Annotated in this window: 23 protein-coding genes; 13 read left to right on the top strand and 10 right to left on the bottom strand. The window is 72.8% G+C overall.

What is annotated here, in order from left to right; genetic code table 11:
- Nucleotides 1–260: 260 nt before the first annotated feature.
- Nucleotides 261–854: a helix-turn-helix domain-containing protein gene (locus ACFY0X_RS36535; protein ID WP_387760829.1), complete on the bottom strand. Its 594-nt coding sequence runs from the start codon at nucleotides 852–854 to the stop codon at nucleotides 261–263.
- A gap of 102 nt (nucleotides 855–956) precedes the next feature.
- Between ACFY0X_RS36535 and ACFY0X_RS36530 the strand changes: the two genes are divergently transcribed.
- The 3 genes from ACFY0X_RS36530 (at nucleotide 957) to ACFY0X_RS36520 (ending at nucleotide 3,914) form a co-directional block, all read left to right on the top strand.
- Nucleotides 957–1,697 (top strand): nitroreductase, encoded by a 741-nt coding sequence (locus tag ACFY0X_RS36530; protein ID WP_387760828.1) that lies wholly within the window; start codon nucleotides 957–959, stop codon nucleotides 1,695–1,697.
- Between the two features lie 493 nt (nucleotides 1,698–2,190).
- Nucleotides 2,191–2,610 (top strand): YciI family protein, encoded by a 420-nt coding sequence (locus ACFY0X_RS36525; protein WP_387760827.1) that lies wholly within the window; start codon nucleotides 2,191–2,193, stop codon nucleotides 2,608–2,610.
- A complete protein-coding gene (locus ACFY0X_RS36520; protein WP_387760826.1) occupies nucleotides 2,610–3,914 on the top strand; it encodes an RNA polymerase sigma factor in 1,305 nt (434 codons plus the stop codon). Before ACFY0X_RS36525 ends, ACFY0X_RS36520 begins: the two co-directional genes overlap by 1 nt.
- Nucleotides 3,915–4,255: 341 nt before the next feature.
- On the opposite strand, the gene ACFY0X_RS36515 is transcribed toward ACFY0X_RS36520, so the two are convergent.
- The 4 genes from ACFY0X_RS36515 to ACFY0X_RS36500 all read right to left on the bottom strand — a co-directional run bounded on the left by ACFY0X_RS36515 (nucleotide 4,256) and on the right by ACFY0X_RS36500 (nucleotide 6,314).
- A complete protein-coding gene (locus ACFY0X_RS36515) occupies nucleotides 4,256–4,516 on the bottom strand; it encodes a GlsB/YeaQ/YmgE family stress response membrane protein (RefSeq protein ID WP_387760825.1) in 261 nt (86 codons plus the stop codon).
- 262 nt (nucleotides 4,517–4,778) lie between these two features.
- Nucleotides 4,779–4,943 (bottom strand): hypothetical protein, encoded by a 165-nt coding sequence (locus ACFY0X_RS36510; RefSeq protein WP_387760824.1) that lies wholly within the window; start codon nucleotides 4,941–4,943, stop codon nucleotides 4,779–4,781.
- A 103-nt stretch (nucleotides 4,944–5,046) separates the two neighbouring features.
- Nucleotides 5,047–5,451, bottom strand: a complete 405-nt coding sequence (locus ACFY0X_RS36505) for a DoxX family protein (RefSeq protein ID WP_387760823.1) — start codon at nucleotides 5,449–5,451, stop codon at nucleotides 5,047–5,049.
- A 158-nt stretch (nucleotides 5,452–5,609) separates the two neighbouring features.
- Nucleotides 5,610–6,314, bottom strand: coding sequence for a metal-dependent hydrolase (locus tag ACFY0X_RS36500; protein WP_387760822.1), 705 nt, complete (start codon nucleotides 6,312–6,314; stop codon nucleotides 5,610–5,612).
- Nucleotides 6,315–7,109: 795 nt separating this feature from the next.
- Here ACFY0X_RS36500 and ACFY0X_RS36495 point away from each other — a divergent pair.
- From ACFY0X_RS36495 to ACFY0X_RS36485, 3 genes are all read left to right on the top strand, one after another.
- Complete coding sequence (locus ACFY0X_RS36495; protein ID WP_387760821.1) at nucleotides 7,110–7,316, top strand: hypothetical protein; 207 nt, start codon at nucleotides 7,110–7,112, stop codon at nucleotides 7,314–7,316.
- A gap of 415 nt (nucleotides 7,317–7,731) precedes the next feature.
- Nucleotides 7,732–9,021 (top strand): 2,3-diphosphoglycerate synthetase, encoded by a 1,290-nt coding sequence (locus tag ACFY0X_RS36490; protein WP_387760820.1) that lies wholly within the window; start codon nucleotides 7,732–7,734, stop codon nucleotides 9,019–9,021.
- A gap of 120 nt (nucleotides 9,022–9,141) precedes the next feature.
- Nucleotides 9,142–9,345 carry a hypothetical protein gene (locus tag ACFY0X_RS36485; protein ID WP_387760819.1) on the top strand — a complete coding sequence of 68 codons (204 nt, stop codon included), beginning with the start codon at nucleotides 9,142–9,144 and terminating at the stop codon, nucleotides 9,343–9,345.
- Nucleotides 9,346–9,489: 144 nt separating this feature from the next.
- On the opposite strand, the gene ACFY0X_RS36480 is transcribed toward ACFY0X_RS36485, so the two are convergent.
- Nucleotides 9,490–10,758: a YncE family protein gene (locus ACFY0X_RS36480; protein WP_387760818.1), complete on the bottom strand. Its 1,269-nt coding sequence runs from the start codon at nucleotides 10,756–10,758 to the stop codon at nucleotides 9,490–9,492.
- 919 nt (nucleotides 10,759–11,677) lie between these two features.
- Here ACFY0X_RS36480 and ACFY0X_RS36475 point away from each other — a divergent pair.
- Complete coding sequence (locus ACFY0X_RS36475; RefSeq protein ID WP_387760817.1) at nucleotides 11,678–12,478, top strand: SDR family NAD(P)-dependent oxidoreductase; 801 nt, start codon at nucleotides 11,678–11,680, stop codon at nucleotides 12,476–12,478.
- Nucleotides 12,479–12,583: 105 nt separating this feature from the next.
- Here ACFY0X_RS36475 and ACFY0X_RS36470 read toward each other — a convergent pair whose 3' ends face one another.
- The 3 genes from ACFY0X_RS36470 to ACFY0X_RS36460 all read right to left on the bottom strand — a co-directional run bounded on the left by ACFY0X_RS36470 (nucleotide 12,584) and on the right by ACFY0X_RS36460 (nucleotide 15,242).
- The gene (locus ACFY0X_RS36470; RefSeq protein WP_387760816.1) at nucleotides 12,584–13,171 is read right to left on the bottom strand and encodes a TetR/AcrR family transcriptional regulator; all 588 of its coding nucleotides are present in this window, start codon (nucleotides 13,169–13,171) and stop codon (nucleotides 12,584–12,586) included.
- A 638-nt stretch (nucleotides 13,172–13,809) separates the two neighbouring features.
- Entirely contained in the window at nucleotides 13,810–14,652 is an 843-nt protein-coding gene (locus tag ACFY0X_RS36465) for an alpha/beta fold hydrolase (protein WP_387760815.1), read from the bottom strand.
- Nucleotides 14,649–15,242 (bottom strand): TetR/AcrR family transcriptional regulator, encoded by a 594-nt coding sequence (locus ACFY0X_RS36460; RefSeq protein ID WP_387760814.1) that lies wholly within the window; start codon nucleotides 15,240–15,242, stop codon nucleotides 14,649–14,651. The genes ACFY0X_RS36465 and ACFY0X_RS36460 overlap by 4 nt, the downstream gene beginning before the upstream one ends.
- A gap of 190 nt (nucleotides 15,243–15,432) precedes the next feature.
- Here ACFY0X_RS36460 and ACFY0X_RS36455 point away from each other — a divergent pair, with 190 nt between their 5' ends.
- The 6 genes from ACFY0X_RS36455 (at nucleotide 15,433) to ACFY0X_RS36430 (ending at nucleotide 18,803) form a co-directional block, all read left to right on the top strand.
- The gene (locus ACFY0X_RS36455; protein ID WP_387760813.1) at nucleotides 15,433–15,744 is read left to right on the top strand and encodes a hypothetical protein; all 312 of its coding nucleotides are present in this window, start codon (nucleotides 15,433–15,435) and stop codon (nucleotides 15,742–15,744) included.
- A gap of 19 nt (nucleotides 15,745–15,763) precedes the next feature.
- Nucleotides 15,764–16,078, top strand: a complete 315-nt coding sequence (locus ACFY0X_RS36450; RefSeq protein WP_387760812.1) for a hypothetical protein — start codon at nucleotides 15,764–15,766, stop codon at nucleotides 16,076–16,078.
- A gap of 266 nt (nucleotides 16,079–16,344) precedes the next feature.
- Nucleotides 16,345–16,701 (top strand): hypothetical protein, encoded by a 357-nt coding sequence (locus ACFY0X_RS36445; RefSeq protein WP_387760811.1) that lies wholly within the window; start codon nucleotides 16,345–16,347, stop codon nucleotides 16,699–16,701.
- Nucleotides 16,650–17,390, top strand: coding sequence for a helicase-related protein (locus ACFY0X_RS36440; RefSeq protein WP_387760810.1), 741 nt, complete (start codon nucleotides 16,650–16,652; stop codon nucleotides 17,388–17,390). Before ACFY0X_RS36445 ends, ACFY0X_RS36440 begins: the two co-directional genes overlap by 52 nt.
- Nucleotides 17,335–17,766: a hypothetical protein gene (locus tag ACFY0X_RS36435; RefSeq protein ID WP_387760809.1), complete on the top strand. Its 432-nt coding sequence runs from the start codon at nucleotides 17,335–17,337 to the stop codon at nucleotides 17,764–17,766. Before ACFY0X_RS36440 ends, ACFY0X_RS36435 begins: the two co-directional genes overlap by 56 nt.
- A complete protein-coding gene (locus ACFY0X_RS36430) occupies nucleotides 17,766–18,803 on the top strand; it encodes a hypothetical protein (RefSeq protein WP_387760808.1) in 1,038 nt (345 codons plus the stop codon). Before ACFY0X_RS36435 ends, ACFY0X_RS36430 begins: the two co-directional genes overlap by 1 nt.
- Before the next feature lie 98 nt (nucleotides 18,804–18,901).
- Here the strand turns inward: ACFY0X_RS36430 and ACFY0X_RS36425 are convergent, their stop codons facing one another.
- Nucleotides 18,902–19,075: a hypothetical protein gene (locus tag ACFY0X_RS36425; RefSeq protein ID WP_387760807.1), complete on the bottom strand. Its 174-nt coding sequence runs from the start codon at nucleotides 19,073–19,075 to the stop codon at nucleotides 18,902–18,904.
- Nucleotides 19,076–19,390: the final 315 nt, after the last annotated feature.

Genomic DNA, 19,390 nt, shown 5'->3' with positions numbered 1-19,390 from the left:
CTGCGCGATCTGGCACAACCGGACCACCGGCCAACCCGTCACCCGCTCACTGATCGCCTACGACCACTGACCGACTTCGGAACTACTCGTCTAGCTCCGTACCCTGCCGGCCGGCGACGCTCACCCGGGTGACATCAGCGTCGACAGGTAGCCGCAGGGCGCTTGCTCGTACAGGCCCTCGGCGCTGTCCTCGGGCAGCGCGGTCCTGCTCCACGACGGCCTCCAGGCGTACCGGGCATGCCCGCGACTCGGCGGGCCCGTCAGTCCGTGGCCGGCAGGGCGTTGTCCAGGAGGATCTCCGCCGCCGCCCGCGCGTGTCGGCCGTAGTCCGCCTCGCCCAGCACCATGGCGCGGCTGGCGGCGCCGTCCGCGAGGGTCACGAGTTGCTCGGCGAGGGCGGCGGGCTGACGGCAGCCCAGTTCCGCTGCCAGGTCGGCCACCAGTCGCACCATCAGCAGTTTCCGCTCGCGGGCGTAGGAGTGGACCGCGTTCCGCGGGTCGGGGAACTCCGCGGCGGCGTCGATGAACGGGCATCCGCGGACGGGGTCCGTGCCCGCCGGGAGCGGGTCGAACAGCGCGAGGATCCTCTCCCTGGCGGGGACGTCCTCGCGTAGCAGCGCGCCCTCCAGGGTGTGCCCCGTCGAGGCGAGGTCCTTCAGGTGGGCGAGGACGAGCTCATCCTTGGTCCGGAAGTGCGCGTAGAGGGTGCGCTTGGACACCGGCGCCCGCTCCGCGATCTGCTCCATGCCGGTCGCGTTGATCCCTTGGACCGCGAACAGTCCGGCGGCGGCGGCCAGGATGCGCTCCCGTCCTCCGCGGCCCTGCCGTCGAGATGCCGTCGTCACTGTGGCCATGACGCAAGTATACGTTCACGTTTACTTGGCGGGGGTCGCTGGTTATAGTGGGGCCTCCAAGTAAACGACTGTGTTTACTTAAGCGATCCTGAGGAGAGTTCCATGAGTGAGCCGGTCTTCACCCGGATGCGCACGGGCGAGACGCCCGCCGGCGGGCCGCGGACGGGCGGGACGCGAACGCGGGAGTACGCCGAGCAGCTGATCCGCGGGCGCCGCGCGATCCGCGCGTTCCGACCCGACGCGGTGCCCGAGGACGTCCAGCGCGCGGTCTTCTCCCTCGCCGGCGCCGCGCCGTCCAACTCCAACGCGCAGCCTTGGCGGGTCGAGGTCGTCGGCGGCGCGCAGCGAGACCGCCTGGCCGACGCCCTGCGGACGGCCCACGCCGAGCGACGCGTCACGGCCGACTACCCGTACTCCGAGGACATGTACGCCCCCGTCCACCAGGAACGGCGGGCCGCCTTCGGTGCGGGCCTGTACGGAGCGCTGGGTATCGGCCCCGACGACCACTCGGCCCGCGCGGCCTACGACGCGCGGAGCCTGGGCTTCTACGGAGCGCCCCACGCCGCGTTCCTGTTCGTCACCGGCGACGGCGGGCCCCGACTGGCCGCCGACGCCGGCGCCTACCTGCAGACGCTGCTGCTGGCCATGACCGCGTACGGCGTGGCCAGTTGCCCGCAGGGCCTGCTCAGCTTCTACGCCGACACCGTCCGTGAAGAACTCCGCGTAGGCGAAGGGAAGTTGCTCGTGGGGATCTCCTTCGGGTACGCAGATGAGAACGCGCCGGTGAACCGGGTCGCGACCGACCGGGCGGCCCTGACGGCGACCACCACCTTCCACGGCTAGGGCATTCCGGCAGGGAATCGACGCGATCGCGTGGAAGTTCCGGACCGGCTCGCAGGGGGTGCACCTGCCCGCCGCAGCCATCCGATCAGCCCGAGCGGCCACGGAGGCGGCCGTCGTCGCGACCGCTCGTGGCACGGACCGGCCGGCGGTACCCGGGGCGCGGACCCGCGCGCACGACCGTGGACGTGGATCATCCGGTGCTGCCCGCCCCGACCGAGCGCGAGCGGTTGGCCGCCCTGGTCGTCGCCCCGGACGATCCGTGGGGGGAGGAGCGGCTGCTGCACGCCAGACTCCACCCGGCGAAGGGCCGCAGGGTGTTCGCCCGGTGCGGGTGGGCGTGCAGCTCGGTGCCGGTACCGTGTCCCGGCTGCTGCCGACACCGGACGGTGCGAGGGCCTGAGAAATAATTCTTCGGTCGTGTCGATCGGTGGCTGCGCCGTTCGACCTTGGGCTGAGAGGGTCGAGGGACGATCCCTGTTCAAGGAGGCCGACGATGGCGAAGTACATGCTGATCATGCGGGGTACGGACGAGTCGATGGCGAAGATGATGTCCACGCCCTTCGAGGAGATGCTCGAGACCGTGGGCCGCTTCAACGAGGAGCTGATCCGGGCCGGCGTGCTCGTGGCCGCGGAGGGCCTGGACGACCCGTCGCAGGGTGTGGTGGTGGACTTCGCCGGCGAGACGCCGGTGGTCACCGATGGGCCGTACGGCGAGACGAAGGAGCTGTTCGGCGGCTTCTACCTGATCGACGTCGCCTCGAAGGAGGAGGCGGTCGAGTGGGCCAAGCGTCTGCCGGCGGTCCCCGGTTCGAAGTGCGAGGTGCGCCGCGTGCCGGGCATCGACGAGTTCCCGCAGGACAACGAGTGGATCGTCAAGGAGCGGGCGTGGCGCGAGCGGACCGGCCAGCTCTGATGCCGGAAGCAGTCGACGGCCCGCCGGTCGCGGAGGCGGCGCGGCGGGCCGTCGAGGCCGTCTGGCGGATCGAGTCCGCGCGGATCGTCGCCGCCCTGGCCCGCTACACCGGGGACTTCGCGCTCGCCGAGGACGTCGCCCAGGAAGCGGTCGCGGAGGCGCTCGTCGCCTGGACGCGGGACGGCACGCCCACCGACCCGGTGGGCTGGCTGTTGGCGACCGGGCGGCGGCGGGCCATCGACGCCTTCCGCCGCAGGTCGGCGCTCGACGATCGGTACGCCCTGCTGGCGGGCCCGCTGGCCGAGGGCGAGTTCAGCCCGGGCGCGCAGGCCCCGTCCGCGGTGCCGGACGACCTGCCGTGGGATCCGGACCGGATCGACGACGACGTCCTCGCGCTCATGTTCATCGCCTGCCATCCGGTCCTCTCACCCGAGGCCAGGGTCGCGCTCACACTGCGCGTGGTGGCCGGCCTGTCCAGCGAGGAGATCGCCCGGGCCTTCCTCGTGCCCGTACCGACCGTCCAGGCCAGGATCACCCGTGCCAAGAAGACGATCACCGCCGCCCGCGTTCCCTTCGAACTGCCGCCCCCGGGGGACCGGTCGGCGCGGCTGGGTGCCGTCCTGAGCGTCCTGTACGTCATCTTCACCGAGGGCTCCACCGCGACCGCCGGAGACGACCTCCTGCGCCCGGATCTCGCCTACGAGGCCGTCCGGTTGGCCCGGACGCTGACCGCCCTGCTGCCGGGCGAGCCAGAGGTGCACGGGCTGCTCGCACTGTTCGAGCTCACCGCCGCGCGCTTCCCGGCGCGAACCGGCCCGGACGGGAAGGCGGTGCTGCTGGAGGACCAGGACCGCCGCCGGTGGGACCGCTCCGCGATCCGCCGCGGCCTGGCCGCCCTCGGCCGGGCCGCGGCGCTCGGCCGGGGACTGGGGCCGTACGGTCTGCAGGCCGCGATCGCCGCCTGCCACGCAACGGCGCCCTCGGTGGCCGAGACCGACTGGGAGTGCGTCGTGCTCCTGTACGAGGCGCTCGGCCGGGTCGCCCCGTCACCTGTGGTCGAGCTCAACCGGGCCGTGGCCGTCGCCATGGCCAGTGGACCGTGCGAGGCACTGGCCCTGGTGGACGACCTGCTCGTCTCCGGCCGTCTGTCGGGCTCGCACCTGCTCCCCAGCGTGCGCGGCGAGCTGCTGGTCCGGCTCGGCCGCACCGCCGAGGCCCGGGCCGAGCTGGAACTGGCCGTCCGCCTGTGCAACAACGCCCCTGAGAGAGCCGTGCTGCTGGACAAGCTGGCCGCCCTGGACTGACGGCCCGATACGGACGCCGCACCCCGCAGCCGACCGGCACGGGCTACCTCCGGGTCACTGGAGGAGGCGGGCAGAAGAGATCCCGTCTGCGCCCGCCGAATGCCCGGCCGGCGGTCGGACACCGACCCGGCTGCCGACGATCCGCAGGCGCTGCGGGCCTGCCGTGGCGGCCGGGACCCACGCCGCCGCGCCGCGCCGGCCGGCCCCGCCCGGTGGGCGGCCTGGCCTCGACGGCGTGAACGGTACGCATGTGGGCCCGGCCGCTGCCTCCGTGTGGCGGGGCGGCCGGGCCCACATGCGTACCGTTCGCAGGCCCCCGAGGGGCCGGCTCGGGCGGTGGTTCAGCGGTGCCGTGCCACGTAGGCGGGCGTCACCACGGCGATCAGTACGGCCGCCACGCCGATCTGCAGCAGGTGCCGGATCCAGTCGATTCCGCCGGTGTGCCGCACACCGAAGTAGGAGGCCGCGGCGTTGCCGAGTACCGCCCCCACCGCTCCGACGAGGACGGTCAGCCACAGCGGCACGGGCTGACGGCCCGGCAGCACCAGCTTCGCCAGCAGACCCACCACCAGGCCCGCGACCAGGGCCCACAGGATCGTCATGGTCTTCTTCCTCTCGTTCGATCCGACCTCTCCGCGACGCCCGCCGTCTGCCCCGATGCCGGGCATTCATGCCGGTGTCGCGGGGGCCGGGCCTGCCGGGCCTCGTGCGCCGGGCCTCCGCGGGGCCTCGACCCGCGGGCGCTCGCCGTGCGGGACCCGTGCCACCGGGCGGCGTCCGGGTGCGGTGGCACGGGAGCAGCCGACGGCCGCCCGGTCGTGGGCAAACCCACGGCCGGGCGGCCGAGTTCGGGCGGAAGCCCCGTCACGGGCTCCACGGCCGGGCGTGGCGGGGGCGGTGCGCGGCGGGTTCGCTGCGGACCACGGCCGCCCGTGGGCGGCGGTGGCGGCGGGGGAGCGAGGGAGCGGTGGCGGTCAGGATCGCCGCGAGTGCGGCGGGAACGAGCAACAGCACCATGGCCAGGGTCATCGACGCCTCCCGGGTTCTGGATCGGGACTCCCCGTCTGCCCCGCCCGGTCGGGCTCATGTCAGCGACGATGACATGGCGTGACGGAGCCCTGCGCGCACCCGGTCAGCGCCGGAGGCCGAGCAGCTCGGCCGTCTCGGCGCGCCGGTTCCAGGCGATGACGGCCAGCGGCACCATGAAGAGGAACGGCGTCCCGGCGTTCTGCCCGTGCATGGCGGTGAGCTGGGTGACGAACGCGAACACCAGGAAGACGATGAGCGCCGTCGCGGCCGGCCCGGCCAGCCGCCCGACCAGCAGGCCGATCGCCCCGGCGAGCTCCACCAGTCCGGTCAGGTACATGAACCAGTGGCCCCAGCCGATGGCGTCGAAGACGGCCGTGGCGGCGGGGAGCGCGAGCAGTTTGGGCAGCGCGCTGGCCAGGGCGAAGAAGAGTGCGAGCAGGATCCGCAGCGTCCAGACCGTCCGGAGGGCGGTCCGGCGGGACTTCACGGCGGTGGCGGTGCTGGACATTTCAGGTCTCCCCGGGGCTGCTGTCGTTGCTTTCCCGGGTTTGACCGCCGCCGGCGGCGGAACTCATCGGTCGGGTGAGAGGAAATTTTTTCGCCTGGTCCCCGGCCGCAGGCGGGCCGGCCGAGCCGGACAACGCCGGGTGCAGCGCCGGGTGCCGCTCACCCCAGGGCGAACAGGGGGGCGAAAGCGGCGAACCAGAGGGCCACGAACGTGGCGACGGTCATCACGGGCACGAGGAACCGGGTCTCCAGCCTGCTGCCGGTCCGCCGTATCAGCACGAGCTCGAAGCGCTTGCGGTACGGCCAGAGCAGAGGAACCCCACGACGGGTCAGGCAGTCACCGAGCAGATGGGTCAGAGCGCCCAGACAGACCGCGTACGGAAGCCAGAGCGTGATGCCGGGGAACCAGGCGGCCACCGTGGCCGTCCCGACACCCGCCAGACCGACGGCGGTCACCCATGCCGTCAGACCGTGCCCGGGAGGGTGCAGGTGCAGGGCCCGCGCCGCGAGGGCGAGGAGAACGAAGGTCAGGGTGAGGGCGAAGGGATGGCCGAGGCGGGTCACACCCAGCCGCGTGCCCCAGCCCGCGAGCGCGACGAACGCGAGGGAGTGCGTGGCGTGGCGGTGGCCGCCGCACAGCCAGGACACCAGGCGGCACAGTCCCCTCGACAGCGGCCCCAGCAGGTGGGCGGGCGTCGCGTCGTGGTGGTCCAGGTCGGGAAGCAGCGAGGCCCCGGCGCACAGCAGCGTTCCGATCAGGACCTCACTCGGCCGCGGTGCCACACCGAACAGTGCCTCCGGCAGGAACGGCGCCGTCGCCGCGAAGACGAGTGCCCCGCTGACCGCGTGTGACTGGCCCATCATGACGCCCCGTACCCCCGTTTCCCTCCGCTTCCTCGGACGGCCCCGCCCGGCGGCACCGGGTCGTACGGCGATGCGTCTGCTACCCCGCCTTCCCCCTCCCACTCCGCCCGCCCGGCGCCGGGCGGGCGCGACCTGCCGCGACAACCTCGTCCTCCCGGGCCGGCCGCGCCCCCCGCTGCGCTCCACTCGCCCTCCGTCGTCCCTGCCGCCGTCCGGCCGACGGAGGCCGAAGGTACCGCCGCTCGGCGCCTTGGCCGTCCCCGGCCATTCCGCCCGTCCGGTGTCGTACGGTCCGTCCGCTGTCCGGGGCCGCTGCGCGCCACGCGGGAGTCGCCGGCCGCTGCTTGCCTTCCGCCGTTCCGGCCGCTCCGCGGTTCGCCGCACGCTCGTCGCCGGCTCGCTGCCCGTCCCGCCCGGGCCTCAGCTGCGGCCGTTCGGCTGCTGCCGTACGGCGTCCGTCTCTGGGCCCGGCCCTCGCCGACGCCCGTCAGCTCCGGTGCCGGAGGGTTTGCGGGGACGGATCGGGGTCAGAAGAGGACCGGCGGGCGAGAGCACGGGTCCGGACGGTGGACATCCCCCCTTCACCGTCCGGGCCCGCGTCGCCGACCGGCCGTCCTGCTCGTCCTGGCCGCCGCGCGTCCGGCCGGCTGCCGGCTGCCGTCCCGGCGCCGAGCTCGCCTCCGCTCGCATCCTGGCCCGTGGTGCCCACCTGCTCCCCGCTGAGCAAGCCCCCACCCCCAGGGTGCCCGGCGCGCCTGACGCGCCTGCGTCCGCCGCAGCCGGCGGGGAAGCGGGGTGAGCCTGCGGATCGCCGCCGTGCCCGACCCGGCCGCGTCCACGCGCGAGGAACGGCTGGCGGCGCTACTGGAGGAGACCAGCCCGCAGGCCCGCCGGGCCCGGGTCGAGGCTGCGACGCGGGCGGTCCTGCCCACCCTGGAGCCCCTGCCGCCCGACGGGCGCCTGCCCAAGGGAGCCGTCGTCGCGGTGGCCGCCCTGGCGTAGGAGACCGCTGGCAGGCGGCCGTCCCCGTCCCGCCTGCTGCGGGAGGTCCACGACGCCGCGCGGCCCGCACGCGGGCCGCCACCCGGCAACGGACGTCACCGTCTCAGGGTGTGTCGGGGCCGGCCGCCGCAACGACCCCCATGGTGAACAGTTCCTGGTCCGGCAGCGGGCCGCTCTTCGGCCCCTCCTCTGGTGCGCAACGAGCTGCACAGCCGCATCATGACCGATGTCGGGTGCTCCTCCGAGTGGCGGACGGTGTGCCCGTACGAAGGCAGCGCGGAACTCTGCCCTCAGCGACACACGCGACCCGCGTCGTCGTCGCCTGAGGGGAGCAGCGGCAGTTTCGAGCCGAGCGGCGTGCCAACCCGCTCCCCGTCCGGCTCCGGAGCAGGAAGAGCAGCACCCGGGAGAGCACATGATCGACAGACTGCCGTCACCGCTGGTGAGAGGGCGGGCCCTCGCGATCGTCGACGGTGAGCACTATCCGGAGGTGGTGCGGGAAACGCTGCGCGCGCTGCCCTACCGGGTGGTGGGTGCCCTGCTCGTCGGTGGGACGGAGAAGCTGAGGGAGGCCCCGGACTTCGGAGCACCGCTGCTGACCGGAAGTCTCGCGGACGCGGTGTCCGTCTGCGGGGCCGACTTCGTCCTCGACCTGTCGGACGAACCGGTGGTCGGCGGCCCGGAGCGGATGGCGTACGCGGCGCAGGCGATGGCCTGCGGAGTTCCCTACGCGGGGGCGGACTTCTGCTTCGAGCCGCCGCGGCTGGCTCCGTTCGCGCTGCCGTCCCTCAGCATCGCGGGCACGGGCAAGCGGATCGGCAAGACCGCCGTCAGCGGTCACAGTGCGCGCTTGCTGGCAGAGCGGTGGAAGGTCGTGGTCGTCGCCATGGGCCGCGGCGGGCCGGCCGAACCGGAGGTGGTGACCGACCCGCCCACCCTCACCGACCTGCTGGAGCTGTCCCGCTCCGGACAGCACGCCGCGTCCGACTACATCGAGGACGCGGTGTTCACCGGGGCCGCCACCGTGGGGGCCCGGCGCTGCGGCGGTGGCTTCGCGTCCGCTCCTTTCGCCTCGAACGTCGCCGAGGCGGCCGAGGCGGCGGCGAAGCTCTCGCCCGACCTCGTCCTGTTCGAGGGCAGCGGGACCGTCCTGCCGCCGGTGGAGGCACGCCGGCGCATCCTCGTCATCGGCGGCGGCCAGGATCCCGACCGGGTGTTCGGCTACCTGGGGGCGTACCGGCTCCTGGTCTCCGACCTGGCCGTGCTCACCCTCGCCGACCCGCAACTCGACGTCCGCGCCATGCGAGAGGCCGTCCGCCGGATCCGGGACGTGCCGCTGATCGCCGTCGCCCTGCGACCCCGCCCGGTCGCGGACGTGTCGGGGCGTCGCGTCGCGTTCTTCACCACCGCCGCGCCGCACGTCCTGCCCGGGATGGTCGACCACCTGCGGGCGAAGTACGGCGCCCGGGTCGTCCACGCCACGAACGCCCTCGCCGACCGGAACCGCCTTCGAGCCGAACTAGCCGACATCCAGGCTGAGTTGTACCTCGTCGAACTCAAGGCCGCCGCCGTCGACGTCGTTGCCGAACACGCTGAACGGCGCGGTGTCCCGGTCGTGTTCTGCGACACCGAGGTGGCTCCGCTGCCCGGCGAACCCTGCTTCGACCGGGCGGTCCTCACGCTGGCCACCGAGGCGATCGGCTGAGGTCCGGAAGGCCGGGGCGGCCGACCGCGACTGCGGTCGGCGGTCGAGGTCCCGGACCCCGGCCCGCTGCTCGCGATCGCGGCCGGCCCGACCGCCGCCGCAGACACCCTGTGGACCGCGATGATCAGCCGGCCCGACGTCGGCCTCGCGGCCGCCCGCGCCTACGGCCTGCCCTGGGAGCGCACCCTGCCGGCGGACGACCCCGGCGACCACTGGGCCGAAGTCGCCTCCGTCCTCGCCGACGCCTGCGACACCGGCGGCGGGAGGAGCCATGGGTTGGGGTGGTCGGCTGCCCAGCCCGGTGGTCGTGGCCGGTTCGCGTAGCCGGCGAGGAGTACGGCCAGGGGGGCGGGCAGGCGACGATCGCCGACGCGCTCCACGTCCTGCCCCCGTCCGAGTTCGGCGGGGCCCGGGACGAACGCGCCGCCATGCCGAAGAGGACCGACGCTCCGCTACGGGCTCGGCGCGCTACGGCGTCGTGGGCCCCACCCAGCCGGTGGGGACGTGGCCGAGGCGGACACGCTGGGGGTGGTGGCCGACGGCGATCGAGGCGGTCTTGCGGCCGGTCGCGAAGTCGATGGCGGTGACTTGGTCCGCGCCGCTCTCCGAGATCAGGCAGGACCTGCCGTCCCCGCTCACCGTCGCCCAGTACGGTTTGGACGCGGGCACCAGCGGCCCCTCCTGGAGGGTGGCGCGGTCGACCACCGTCGCGTAGTCGTCCACGGTGCCCGCGACGCAGATCCGGTCGCCCGACGGGCTCATCGACAGGCCGTGGTGGCGGGAGTCGTTGGGCCAGGTGGTGCGGTCGGTACTGGCGGCCGGGTCGAGCGGGAGGGTCTTCACCCGGGTGATCCGGTCGGCGGCCACGTCGTACTCCAGGAAGCCGTTGAAGAAGGACACCTGGAAGTAGAGCCGGGTGCCGTCCGGGGAGAAGACGGCGGGCCGGACGGCGTTGGAGAGGCCGCCGAGGCCGGCGTCGTCGAGGCGCTTGCGCAGGTCGATCTCGCGGATCGGGGTGAGGGTGACCGCGTCGACGACGGTGATGTGCCGGTCGCCCTTCGTCCAGTCCAGCCAGGGCGCGTCCAGGGCGGTTTCGACGTTGCCGATGGACATGTTCCACAGCTTCCGGCCGCCGTCGGTGAAGACGTTCTCGTGCGGCTTGTCCCCGGTGCGGAACGAGCCGAGTTCGGCGCCGGTGCGGACGTCCAGGACGTGCACGGTGTTGGCGGTGGAGGCGGAGACCGCCACCCGGGTGCCGTCGGGCGAGAGCGCCATGTGGTCGGCGCGGTAACCCGCCACGGGGAAGCGCCAGTTGACCCGCCCGGTGGCGAGGTCGAGGGAGACCACGTCGGCGAAGCTGGGCCGGGAGACGACCATGGCGGTGCCGTCCGGAGTGCTGTACATGTCGTCGACGAACTGGTCGTGGCCCTCACCGGGGCCGAGCCTGATGCCGAGGAAGTAGCCGAGCTTGACGGGGTTGAGGTAGATCTCGGCGAGCCGCTGGTCCTTGTCGGGGACGACGTTGATCCGTCCGACCTTGCTGAGGGCGCCGGAGGATTCGATCACGTCGGCGGTGCCGTCCCAGTTGTTGCCGACGAACATCACCTCCCGTAGCGCCGGGGCGGCTGCGGGGGCGGCGCTGCTGGTGGCGGCGGCCGGGGCGAGCAGGCCGAGCGCGAGCGCGAGGGTGCAGAGGGATCGGACGCCGAGTCGGCGCCGGGGGCCTGTCCTGGACATCGTCGCTCCTTCGTGGGGGTGGCACGACGGCTTGTGAGACGGTCTGTCAGCTTGCGCCATTCGACGGTAGGGAGGGCTTGGTCCGCTGGCAAGACGTCGGCGGCGGACGCGTTCGCGGCGAGGCCGTCCGCCCGTCGCCTTTCTCGCTTGCCGCTGTCCCGGTCCGCTCGCCGCGGTCCGGAGCCTGCACGCGGCCGTCCCGGCCCGGACTGCTCGTCGGCTGCTGCGCGCTGCCGGGGCCGGTCCCCGGCCGGGACCGCGTCGTGGTCCTGCTGCTGTTCGCTGCGAGCGGGCGGGCGGATGGCGCCGAAGACCTGGCCGTTCTCCTGGGCGACGTGCAGGGGGATCAGGCACCGTACGGTGCCGGCCTGTGCTCCGGCGACGAAGGAGGAGGCGGCGGGGCGCCGGGTGGCGGCGTTGATGTCCGTGGTGAGCACGGACGTGTCGAGCAGCGCGCGGCACAGGGGAGCGTGCTGGTCGAGGGTGTGCCGTCGAACCGGCGCCGGATCGGTCTTTCGCGCAGCGTAGTGCGGGTGCCGACGGGCCGGGGCGGGATTTGGCGGCCGCCCACCGGCAGGCCCCGCCCCCACCGCTCACCTGTGATGCGGCTTGCAGCCGGGCGCGGGTGCCGGGGTGCCGGGGTGCCGCGCCGAAGGTGCGCGGGTTGCTCGCCGGCATCGGCGGTGAGTTGCCTGGGCATGGACCGCGGTTCGTCGGCCGCCGCTGGGCGGGCGCTGCCCGGGCCGGCCGGGGCAGCGGTGGTTCCGGGCGGGCAACCCTTCGGTGTCCGGCCGCAGTTCGGCCTCGTGGTCGGCATCCCCTGGTAAGTCTACAGTTGTAGACTTGCGAAGGATGCTTCCGGCCCGCCGCAGCGGCGTGCGGGCGCGCGTGGCACGCCCAGGAGAGGGGAGACACGGGAATGGATCTCGAACTGGCTGGCAGGCGCGCACTCGTGACGGGTTCGAGCGCGGGGCTCGGCGAGGCCACGGTGCGGCTGCTGGCGGCCGAGGGGGCGGCGGTCGTGGTGCACGGGCGGGACCGGGAGCGCACCGAGGCTGTCGCCCGGCGGATCCGTGAGGCCGGTGGAACGGCCCACGCGGTCGTCGGCGACCTCGCCGACGACGACGGCGCGGCCGAAGTCGCCTGCGCCGCCACGGCGGACGGTCCCGTGGACATCCTCGTCAACAACGCGGGCTTCTACCGGCACCTGTCCTGGGCCGAGGCCACCCCCGAGGAGTGGCGGCGCACCTACGACGTCAACGTCGTCTCGGGCGTGCGCATGATCCGGCACCTGGTCCCCGCGATGCGCGCACGCGGATGGGGACGGGTCGTCACCATCGGCGGGGGACTCGCCTCCCAGCCCACCGACGCCCTTCCCCAGTACAGCGCCACCCTGGCCGCCCGGCACAACCTCGCCGTCTCCCTGGCGCGCGAGCTCAAGGGCACCGGCGTCACGTCCAACACGGTGTCCCCCGGGGCGATCCTCGTCGACGCCACCCGGGACCTCCTCACCGGCATCGGACCTGGCCACGGCTGGGGCGAGACCTGGGAGGAGATCGGGCCCAACGCGGTGCGGGCCATCGCCCCCAACGACCAGGAACGCTTCGGCGAACCCGGGGAGATCGCCGCAGCCGTCGCCTACCTGTGCAGCGCCCAGGCCCAGTACGTCAGCGGGGCGACCATCCGCGTCGATGGCGGACTCATCCGCTCCGCCTTCTGAGCACCCGCCGTCCGGGCACCCGGCGCCCGCCAACTCCGGCGGCCCGGGCGGCTCCAGCAGCTCGGGCGCCTCCACGCGGCTTCAGGCGGCTCCGGCCGGGCGGGATCACCCGCGGGCGCCACCGGGAGCGACGAGCGGTTGCAGCATGTCCGCGAGCAGGTCGGCCAGACGCCCGTCGTCGGCGGCGGCGAGCGCGGAGGTGCCGACGACGCTGCGCAGCAGCCATGTCCCGGCGACCAGGGCGAGAGCGAGCTGGGCGCGCACGTCCGCGTCCGGTCCTTCCAGCAGGCCCGCCAGGCGGGCGCCCACGTGGGCCTCCACGCCCCGGCGCATGATGCCGGCCGCCTCCGGGTCCGGGGCCGAGCGCAGCAGCAGGAGGAACGGGTCGAGCCGCTCGGCGCCCGCGGCGGTGCGCTCGGCGAGGGTGCGGGCGATGGCGTGTGCCAGGGCGGCGGGTTCGTCGCCGACGACGATCGGCGGGGCGAAGGCGCGGTCGACGGCCTGCGTGAACAGGCCTTCCTTCGAGCCGAAGTAACGGTTGATCATCATCGCCGTGACGCCCGCCCGCTCGGCGATCTGCCGTACCCCGGCCGCGGCGTAGCCGTGCTCGGTGAACTCCACGACCGCGGCCGCGAGGATCGCCTCGCGGGTCGCGGCACCGTCGCGTCTGCGGGCGGGGGGTGCGCTGGTCATGGCCAGGAGCATACGGGGCCGGGGGTGTGCGGCCTCGCGGCCTGCGTCCGGCCGCGGCGCCGCGGGGGGCGGGGTGGTGCCGTATCGAGGGGGCCGGCTTCGGACGGCCCCCTCGACACGTTCTCCCTCGGGGCCTACCCCATCGTGAGCAGGGCGAGAGGAACGGCGGGGCCAGGCTGCGCATCGTCTCGCGGCCGTCGTCGATGTCCGCAAGCGTGATGTGGAAGGCGTCGGCCATGAAGAGCAGTTGCACGGCGGTGGTGGTCTGCTCCGCCGGGGTCGGGTTCGGTTCGGACAGCCACCGTGTCTGCCCCCGCTGCGCGGCCGGGGCCGGACCCCGGCCCCGGCCTTCCTGGCGCAGGATTGCGCCACGCCCCTGACAGCGGTACCGGCCTTTCCCAGCGGGAGAACGCCGCGCCCGTACAGGGCGCTCGGTGACCTCGCGTCGCACGGCATGGTCGCCTCGGACGGCAACATCAAAACCGAGGACCGGGCGGTTGGTCGCCGCCGCCGGGTCGGACACGGCCGCGGCGGTGCTGGGGGTGGTCCGCGCGCAGAGGGCCGCCACCGCCCGGAGCGCCCAGCACGCGAGGCGGTCGGTAACCGCCTGCGGTGGGGCGGACCGGGGTGAGCGGGATTCAGTTGTGGGCGCCGAATGCCTTCCGAAGGAGTTCGCCGAACTCGGCGGGGTGCGTGGTCAGGCCGGTGTGCCCGCCGGGGAAGTGCTGGAGTTCCGTGCCGAGACGCTCGGCCAGGAAAGCGGCCGAGCGATAGGGCAGCTCGCCGCGCGAGTCCTGGCCGCCGACCAGCACGAGCCGGTCCGACAGCGCCTCCAGTCGGTGGATGTCCGGGGAGTAGGCCATGAAGTCGGGCACGATGCTCCCGAGGAAGAACGGCAGGTTGGCCATCGTCCGTTCGGCCCGTGCCGCCGCCTGTGGCGGGAGTGTGATCTCGGCCTTCGGTTCGGTGGTGTCGCCGTCCTTCTTCAGGCCCGCGGCGAATTCGGTCATCGCCGGCATCAGCCCCTGGGTGTGGAACACCTCCTGTACTCGTGCGATGAGCGCGCGGTGTTCGGCCGCGTCCGGCAGGACCTCCACCACCGGCGGCTCGTGCGCCACCACGCGTTCGAGGCGTTCGGGATGGGCGGCGAGCAGATGCAGGGCGGCGATCGCGCCCGAACTTGCGCCGAACACCCGGGCGGGCGCACCGGGCGACAGCAGGTCCAGCATCCGAAGCGCGTCGTCGGCGTGCTCGGCCACGCGCTGGTCGGCCTCGGGGTCGTCCAGCGGGCTGCGGGACATGCCGCGCGGGTCGTAGGTCGCGACGGTGTGCTCGGCGGCCAGGTCGTCGGCGATGCCGTCGAAGGACGCCGCGTCGCCCGCCCCTCCGGGGATCAGCAGCAGGAGCGGGCCCTGGCCGCGTACTTCGTAGTGCAGGGTCGCGCCATCCACGCGCAGGCTGCCAGTGGTCGGGTCGGTCATGCCGAGTCTCCTTCTCGGGACGGGGGCCAGTGCTCCAGGAGGGTGTGCAGGGCATCGAGGGCGCGGGCCCAGGACTGCTCGGGCGAACGCTCGTGCGCGAAGCCGCCCGCGGCCTCGAGGGCGACGAATCCGTGGAACGTGCTGCGCAGCAGCCGGACCGCGTCGGTCAGGTCGGGTTCGGTCAGTCCGTAGCCGCGCAGCATGCTGTAGGTCAGTTCGACCGCGCGCCGTGGTCCGGGCGCTTTTGCGGCCAGCTCAGGGTCGATCTGGATCGGGATCTGGGTTGCCGTGTAGCGGCCCGGACGCTGGTGGGCGTACTCCCGCCAGGCGTTCGCGAACGCGACCAGCGCGTCCTTGCCCGCCAGCCCGGCGGTCGCCTCCGCGATGCGGATCGTCTTCTCATCCGCCGCCAGCAGCGCGATCCGTCCCCGCAGATCCTCCAGGTTGCGGACGTGCGTGTAGAGGCTCGCGTCCTTCACACCCAGCCGCCGCGCCACCTGCGCCATGGTCACCTGGTCGAGCCCGACCTCGTCCGCCAGCTCGGCGCCCGCGATCGTCACCCGCTCCGCCGTCAGCCCGGCCCGCGCCATGCGCCCTCCTCAAGGTTTCCTAATGCCTCTAGTTATAGACTAGGACACCTAGGGAAGCAAGGTTGGGGCACGTTCACCCGGGCGTCCAGGAACTTCAGCGCGTCGGCACCGAGCGGGTCTGCATCACCGCCGGTGCCCCGTGGCACGAAGGCGCCGAGCGCTACAACACGCTCAAGGACGCGGTCGCCGCGTGGCTGAACACCCGAGCGAGCGGTGGACCACCGCCGTCGGCTCCGGCCGCGACAAGTTCGCCGGCCACTTCCTCCACCAGCGCCAGCCCGTCGGCCGCTACGCCCCGGCCGCCGCCCCGGAGGGGCCGGTGCCGGAGAACCGGTCGATGGGGGAGTGGTTCGATCCGGACGGCGCCGACGTGGTCGCCTGCCGTCAGGCGTTCACGCTGCTGTGGCAGGCGCTGCGCCGCCACTGGGACGACGCGGTCCTGATGGGCTCGCCGTCGCAGACGGGCCGGGACGTGGTCGCGCACTGTCCCGACGACGGGTAAGTGGGCGGGTGGCTACCCGGTGCTGTCGGAGGAGCTGCGGGGCCTGCTGCACGCGATCGGTGGTCATCAGGGCCGCACTGTGCTGATCCTTCCGCCCGGCATCCCGGAGCAGCTGCCCGCCCTGGTCGAGTACGACCGCACCTTCGCCTACGCCAAGCACCTGTGGAAGTCGCCGGTCGGCACGCCGCGCCGGATCACTGCGGCCGCGTTCGCCGCGATGAGCGAGGCCGAGCAGACGAAGGCGCTGATGTCGTGCTCCGCACTGGAACGTGCGGGTGATCGTCCCGGGCAGCTGGAGCCACGTCGGCCTGCTGGCCGCCCCGGTCACCGGTGACGGCGCCTGGATCTACCCCTCGACGCCGGGGGAGACCTTCGTGACGTGGGCGGGCGGCGCGGAGATCCACCTTGCACCGTGGAAGGTCGAGATCCTCGGCGGCCTGCTGTTCGAGGACGGCAAGCCGCTCGACGAGTGGGGCAAGCGCCTGAAGGCCGCCTGGGCGGACCTGACCAACCTCTCGAAGCTGCACGGAGACGAGCGGCAGCGTCAGGCGGCCTACCTCGCCTCCCGCGCCGTCCGCAGCGTGTTGCTGTTCGGCCTGGGTGGCTTTGCGCAGCGCCCGCGGCTGGTCTCCGGCACCACCCCGGTCGGCGATAACGGACGAGGACCTGCGCGAACTGCTCAACCTTCCGGCCATCGCCGACCTCCGCTCCCAGCGCTCCAACGAGGATCTGCTGCGCCTGGCGCTGCAGATCGCGGTGCTGCGCGCGGTCGCCGACCTCGACCTGCACCGGGTCATCACCTTCCACTCGCGGGTGACGGCGGCGCGGGAGTTCGCCGGCACGGTGCTGGAGACCGCGCAGCTGCTCGAGGACAAGGACCGCCGGAGCGGATCTGGGCGAAGGCCGTGGCGGGCACCGACCGCCTCAAGGACCGCCGCCAGGCGTTCACGGAGTTGAAGGCCCACACCGGTGCGGACGGCGAGGAGTGCGGCATCCTCTGCAACAGCCGGCTGCTGACCGAGGGCATCGACGTCGCCGCCGTGGACGCCGTGTGCTTCGCCGACCCCAAGAGCTCGGTCATCGACATCGTGCAGGCCGTCGGCCGCGCGCTGCGCCAGTCATACCGTCAGGGCAAGGTCTCCTGGGTCGTCATCCCGGTCTACCTCCCCACCCCGGAGGTCGGCGACGACACCGCCACCGCCGACCCGGCCGAGGTCCACGACGCTGGGGAGGCCGTGAAGGGAGGCCGACGCCGAGATCGAGGCGCCTCTTCCTTCTGGACGATCTGGCGGGTCCTGCGGGCGCTGGCGGCGCACGACGCCCGGGTGGTCGGCCGGATCACCGGGCTGCGCGGCAGCCGCTCGCAGGGCACCGCGCACACCACCGCGATCCAGGCCGCTCCGGGTGAGGCCGCCGAGCGCGGGGAGGGCGAGCAGAAGCCGGCCTCGGTCGAGTCGCCGATCGAGTGGCTCAAGATCAACGCGAAGCAGCATGCGGCGCGGATACTGCGTGATCTGACTATGCATTACCTTGTTTGCCTTAGCGGGCCGGCCGTGCCCGCGAATCCCTCAACGAAGTGGGAGCGCAACGATGTTGACGGACGCACTGGTGGAGCTGGCGGCGGCGGGCGGAACCGCGGTTGTTAGCGCGGCGGCGACGGACATCTGGCAGAGCACCAAGGGCAAGGTCGCCCGGCTGCTCGGCCGAGGCGACGACCGGGACGAGCAGCGCGTTTCGGTGCAGCTCGACCGAATCCCGATGGAGCTCGAGCAGGTCGCCGAACCGCAGCAGGAGCGCGTCCGGGATGCTCTCCGGAACCGGTGGACGGTGAAGCTGACTGAGCTGCTGGAGGAGAACCCGGAGCTCGAAGACGACCTCCGGGCCCTAGTGGAGGAGGTCCGTGCCGCGGTACCCGCGGTGCAGCGGACCTTCGTCCAGAACATCAAGGGCTACGACCACTCCACGCAGAACATCACCCAGACCGGCGACATCGTGGTCGGCAACAAGTCCCGGACCCCGTGATGAGCAGCCCTGACCAGCCGGGTTCCCAGAACATCAACGCCCACGGCAACGCCACACAGGCCATCACCCAGAGCGGCGACATCGTTCTGGATTCCCCGGAGGAGATCAGACGCCGGGCGAAGCACCACCGGTTCGTCAGGATCGGCATCGCCCTGGGCCTGGTAGTGGCGGTGGCCGTGGGCGTTGTCGTCTTCCAGATCGAGCGTGACTCGCAGACCTCGAACGACCTGGCCCGGAGCGGGCCGGAGTTGAAGTCCGACCTCGCGCTGTCGCAGGTCTCGGCCTACATCGAGGGAGGCATCGATGGCGAGGAGTACGACGCCTCTGTCCAGAACGCGGTGCGAAGGAAGGCACCCAACGTCTACGGCCCCCACATCGACATCACGTTGGGGAACATCGCCAGCGGCACGTCCTTGGTCACGAAGGCCAGCATCACGTTCAACCGCCTCCAGCCCCTGAAATCGTGCGCTGCTGTCGGTGGGGAGCTGGTCGTCTCGGCGAACTACCAGTTCAAGATCCCCGAGGGTCAGCAGCCCGTACCGCCGTCGAAGCCCTTCACGCTCACGAAGACGATCAGCTACGAGGTGAGCGCCAACAAGCACGATCGCCTCATGCTCACGGTGGGAGAGTCGAAGATCCCCGATGGCGCCTCGCCGTGGCTCGGCGTGGTGGACGTCGTCCTTGAGCACGACGGCGGCCGGCAGCTCAAGATCGGTCCCATTGCGCTTGTGAGCGTCGGCTCCAACTCTGAGTTCTATCCCTCCGGTGACAAGTGGAAGATCCCTGACAAGCCCGCTGACGGGTGCATCGAGGAGAACAGCAAGCTGGTCGCCGAGGTCTTGAAGACCCCGAACCTCGTCGTTGCGAGGGAGGTTGCGGGCCTGGAGCTCGCCCTCCGGCACTTCAAGGATTCGCCTACTGGGCAGCCCCGGGAGAACGTGCCGTCACCGCCCGCCCCGAACCCGTCGGCGGGTCAGGGCGGAGAGGTCGATCCGTCGGGGCCCGCTGTCGACCCGGGGGTCTACACGCTCCTCTGACCGCTGGCGGCGAGTGTGCGAGGCCAGGGCGCTGTCCTCGGCTACCTCCGCGTACAGGCGGGCCACCCAGTTCCTCGGGGTGGCCCGCCCGCTCGTGTTCACTGGACGGTCTTCGCCCCTGCCGTGCCCTTCTCCCGGACGATGCTCCCGGGGTACCTCCTGAACACCGTCTCGGCGGTCGGCTTCGGCGAAGAGGCGAAGAGCACCCTGCCGGCGCCTTCGTCGGCGACGGCCTCGAACTGTCCGCAGCCCTTCTGGCAGGCGCATCCCATGGTCAGGCTCCCTTCGTGGTGTCGCTGGCCGGACCGGCGTTGCCGGGTGGGCGGCCCGCTGTCGCGACCGAAGCGGACGGGAGGACCTTAGTTGACGAACCATCCTGACAACGCGGAGCGAGCCAGGCGTCCTTAGTGACTGTTGTTGTTCCGATCTTGAGCGGTGTCGCTCGAATGAGAGTCTCAGCATCGGGTGACCACGGTGGATGCCGGGCGTGAAGGCCGCGTACATGGCTGTCTCGGCGCAGACCACGGTGTGAGCATCGCCGTGGTCCCATGGAGGAGCGTCGCCCCTACACGGACCGCCGACGCGCG

This window comes from Kitasatospora sp. NPDC001547, from assembly GCF_042894165.1.
In the GTDB taxonomy this organism is placed as follows: Bacteria; Actinomycetota; Actinomycetes; order Streptomycetales; family Streptomycetaceae; genus Kitasatospora.
The sequence above is the reverse complement of the archived record's forward strand: the minus strand, read 5'-3'. Positions and strand labels throughout refer to the sequence as shown.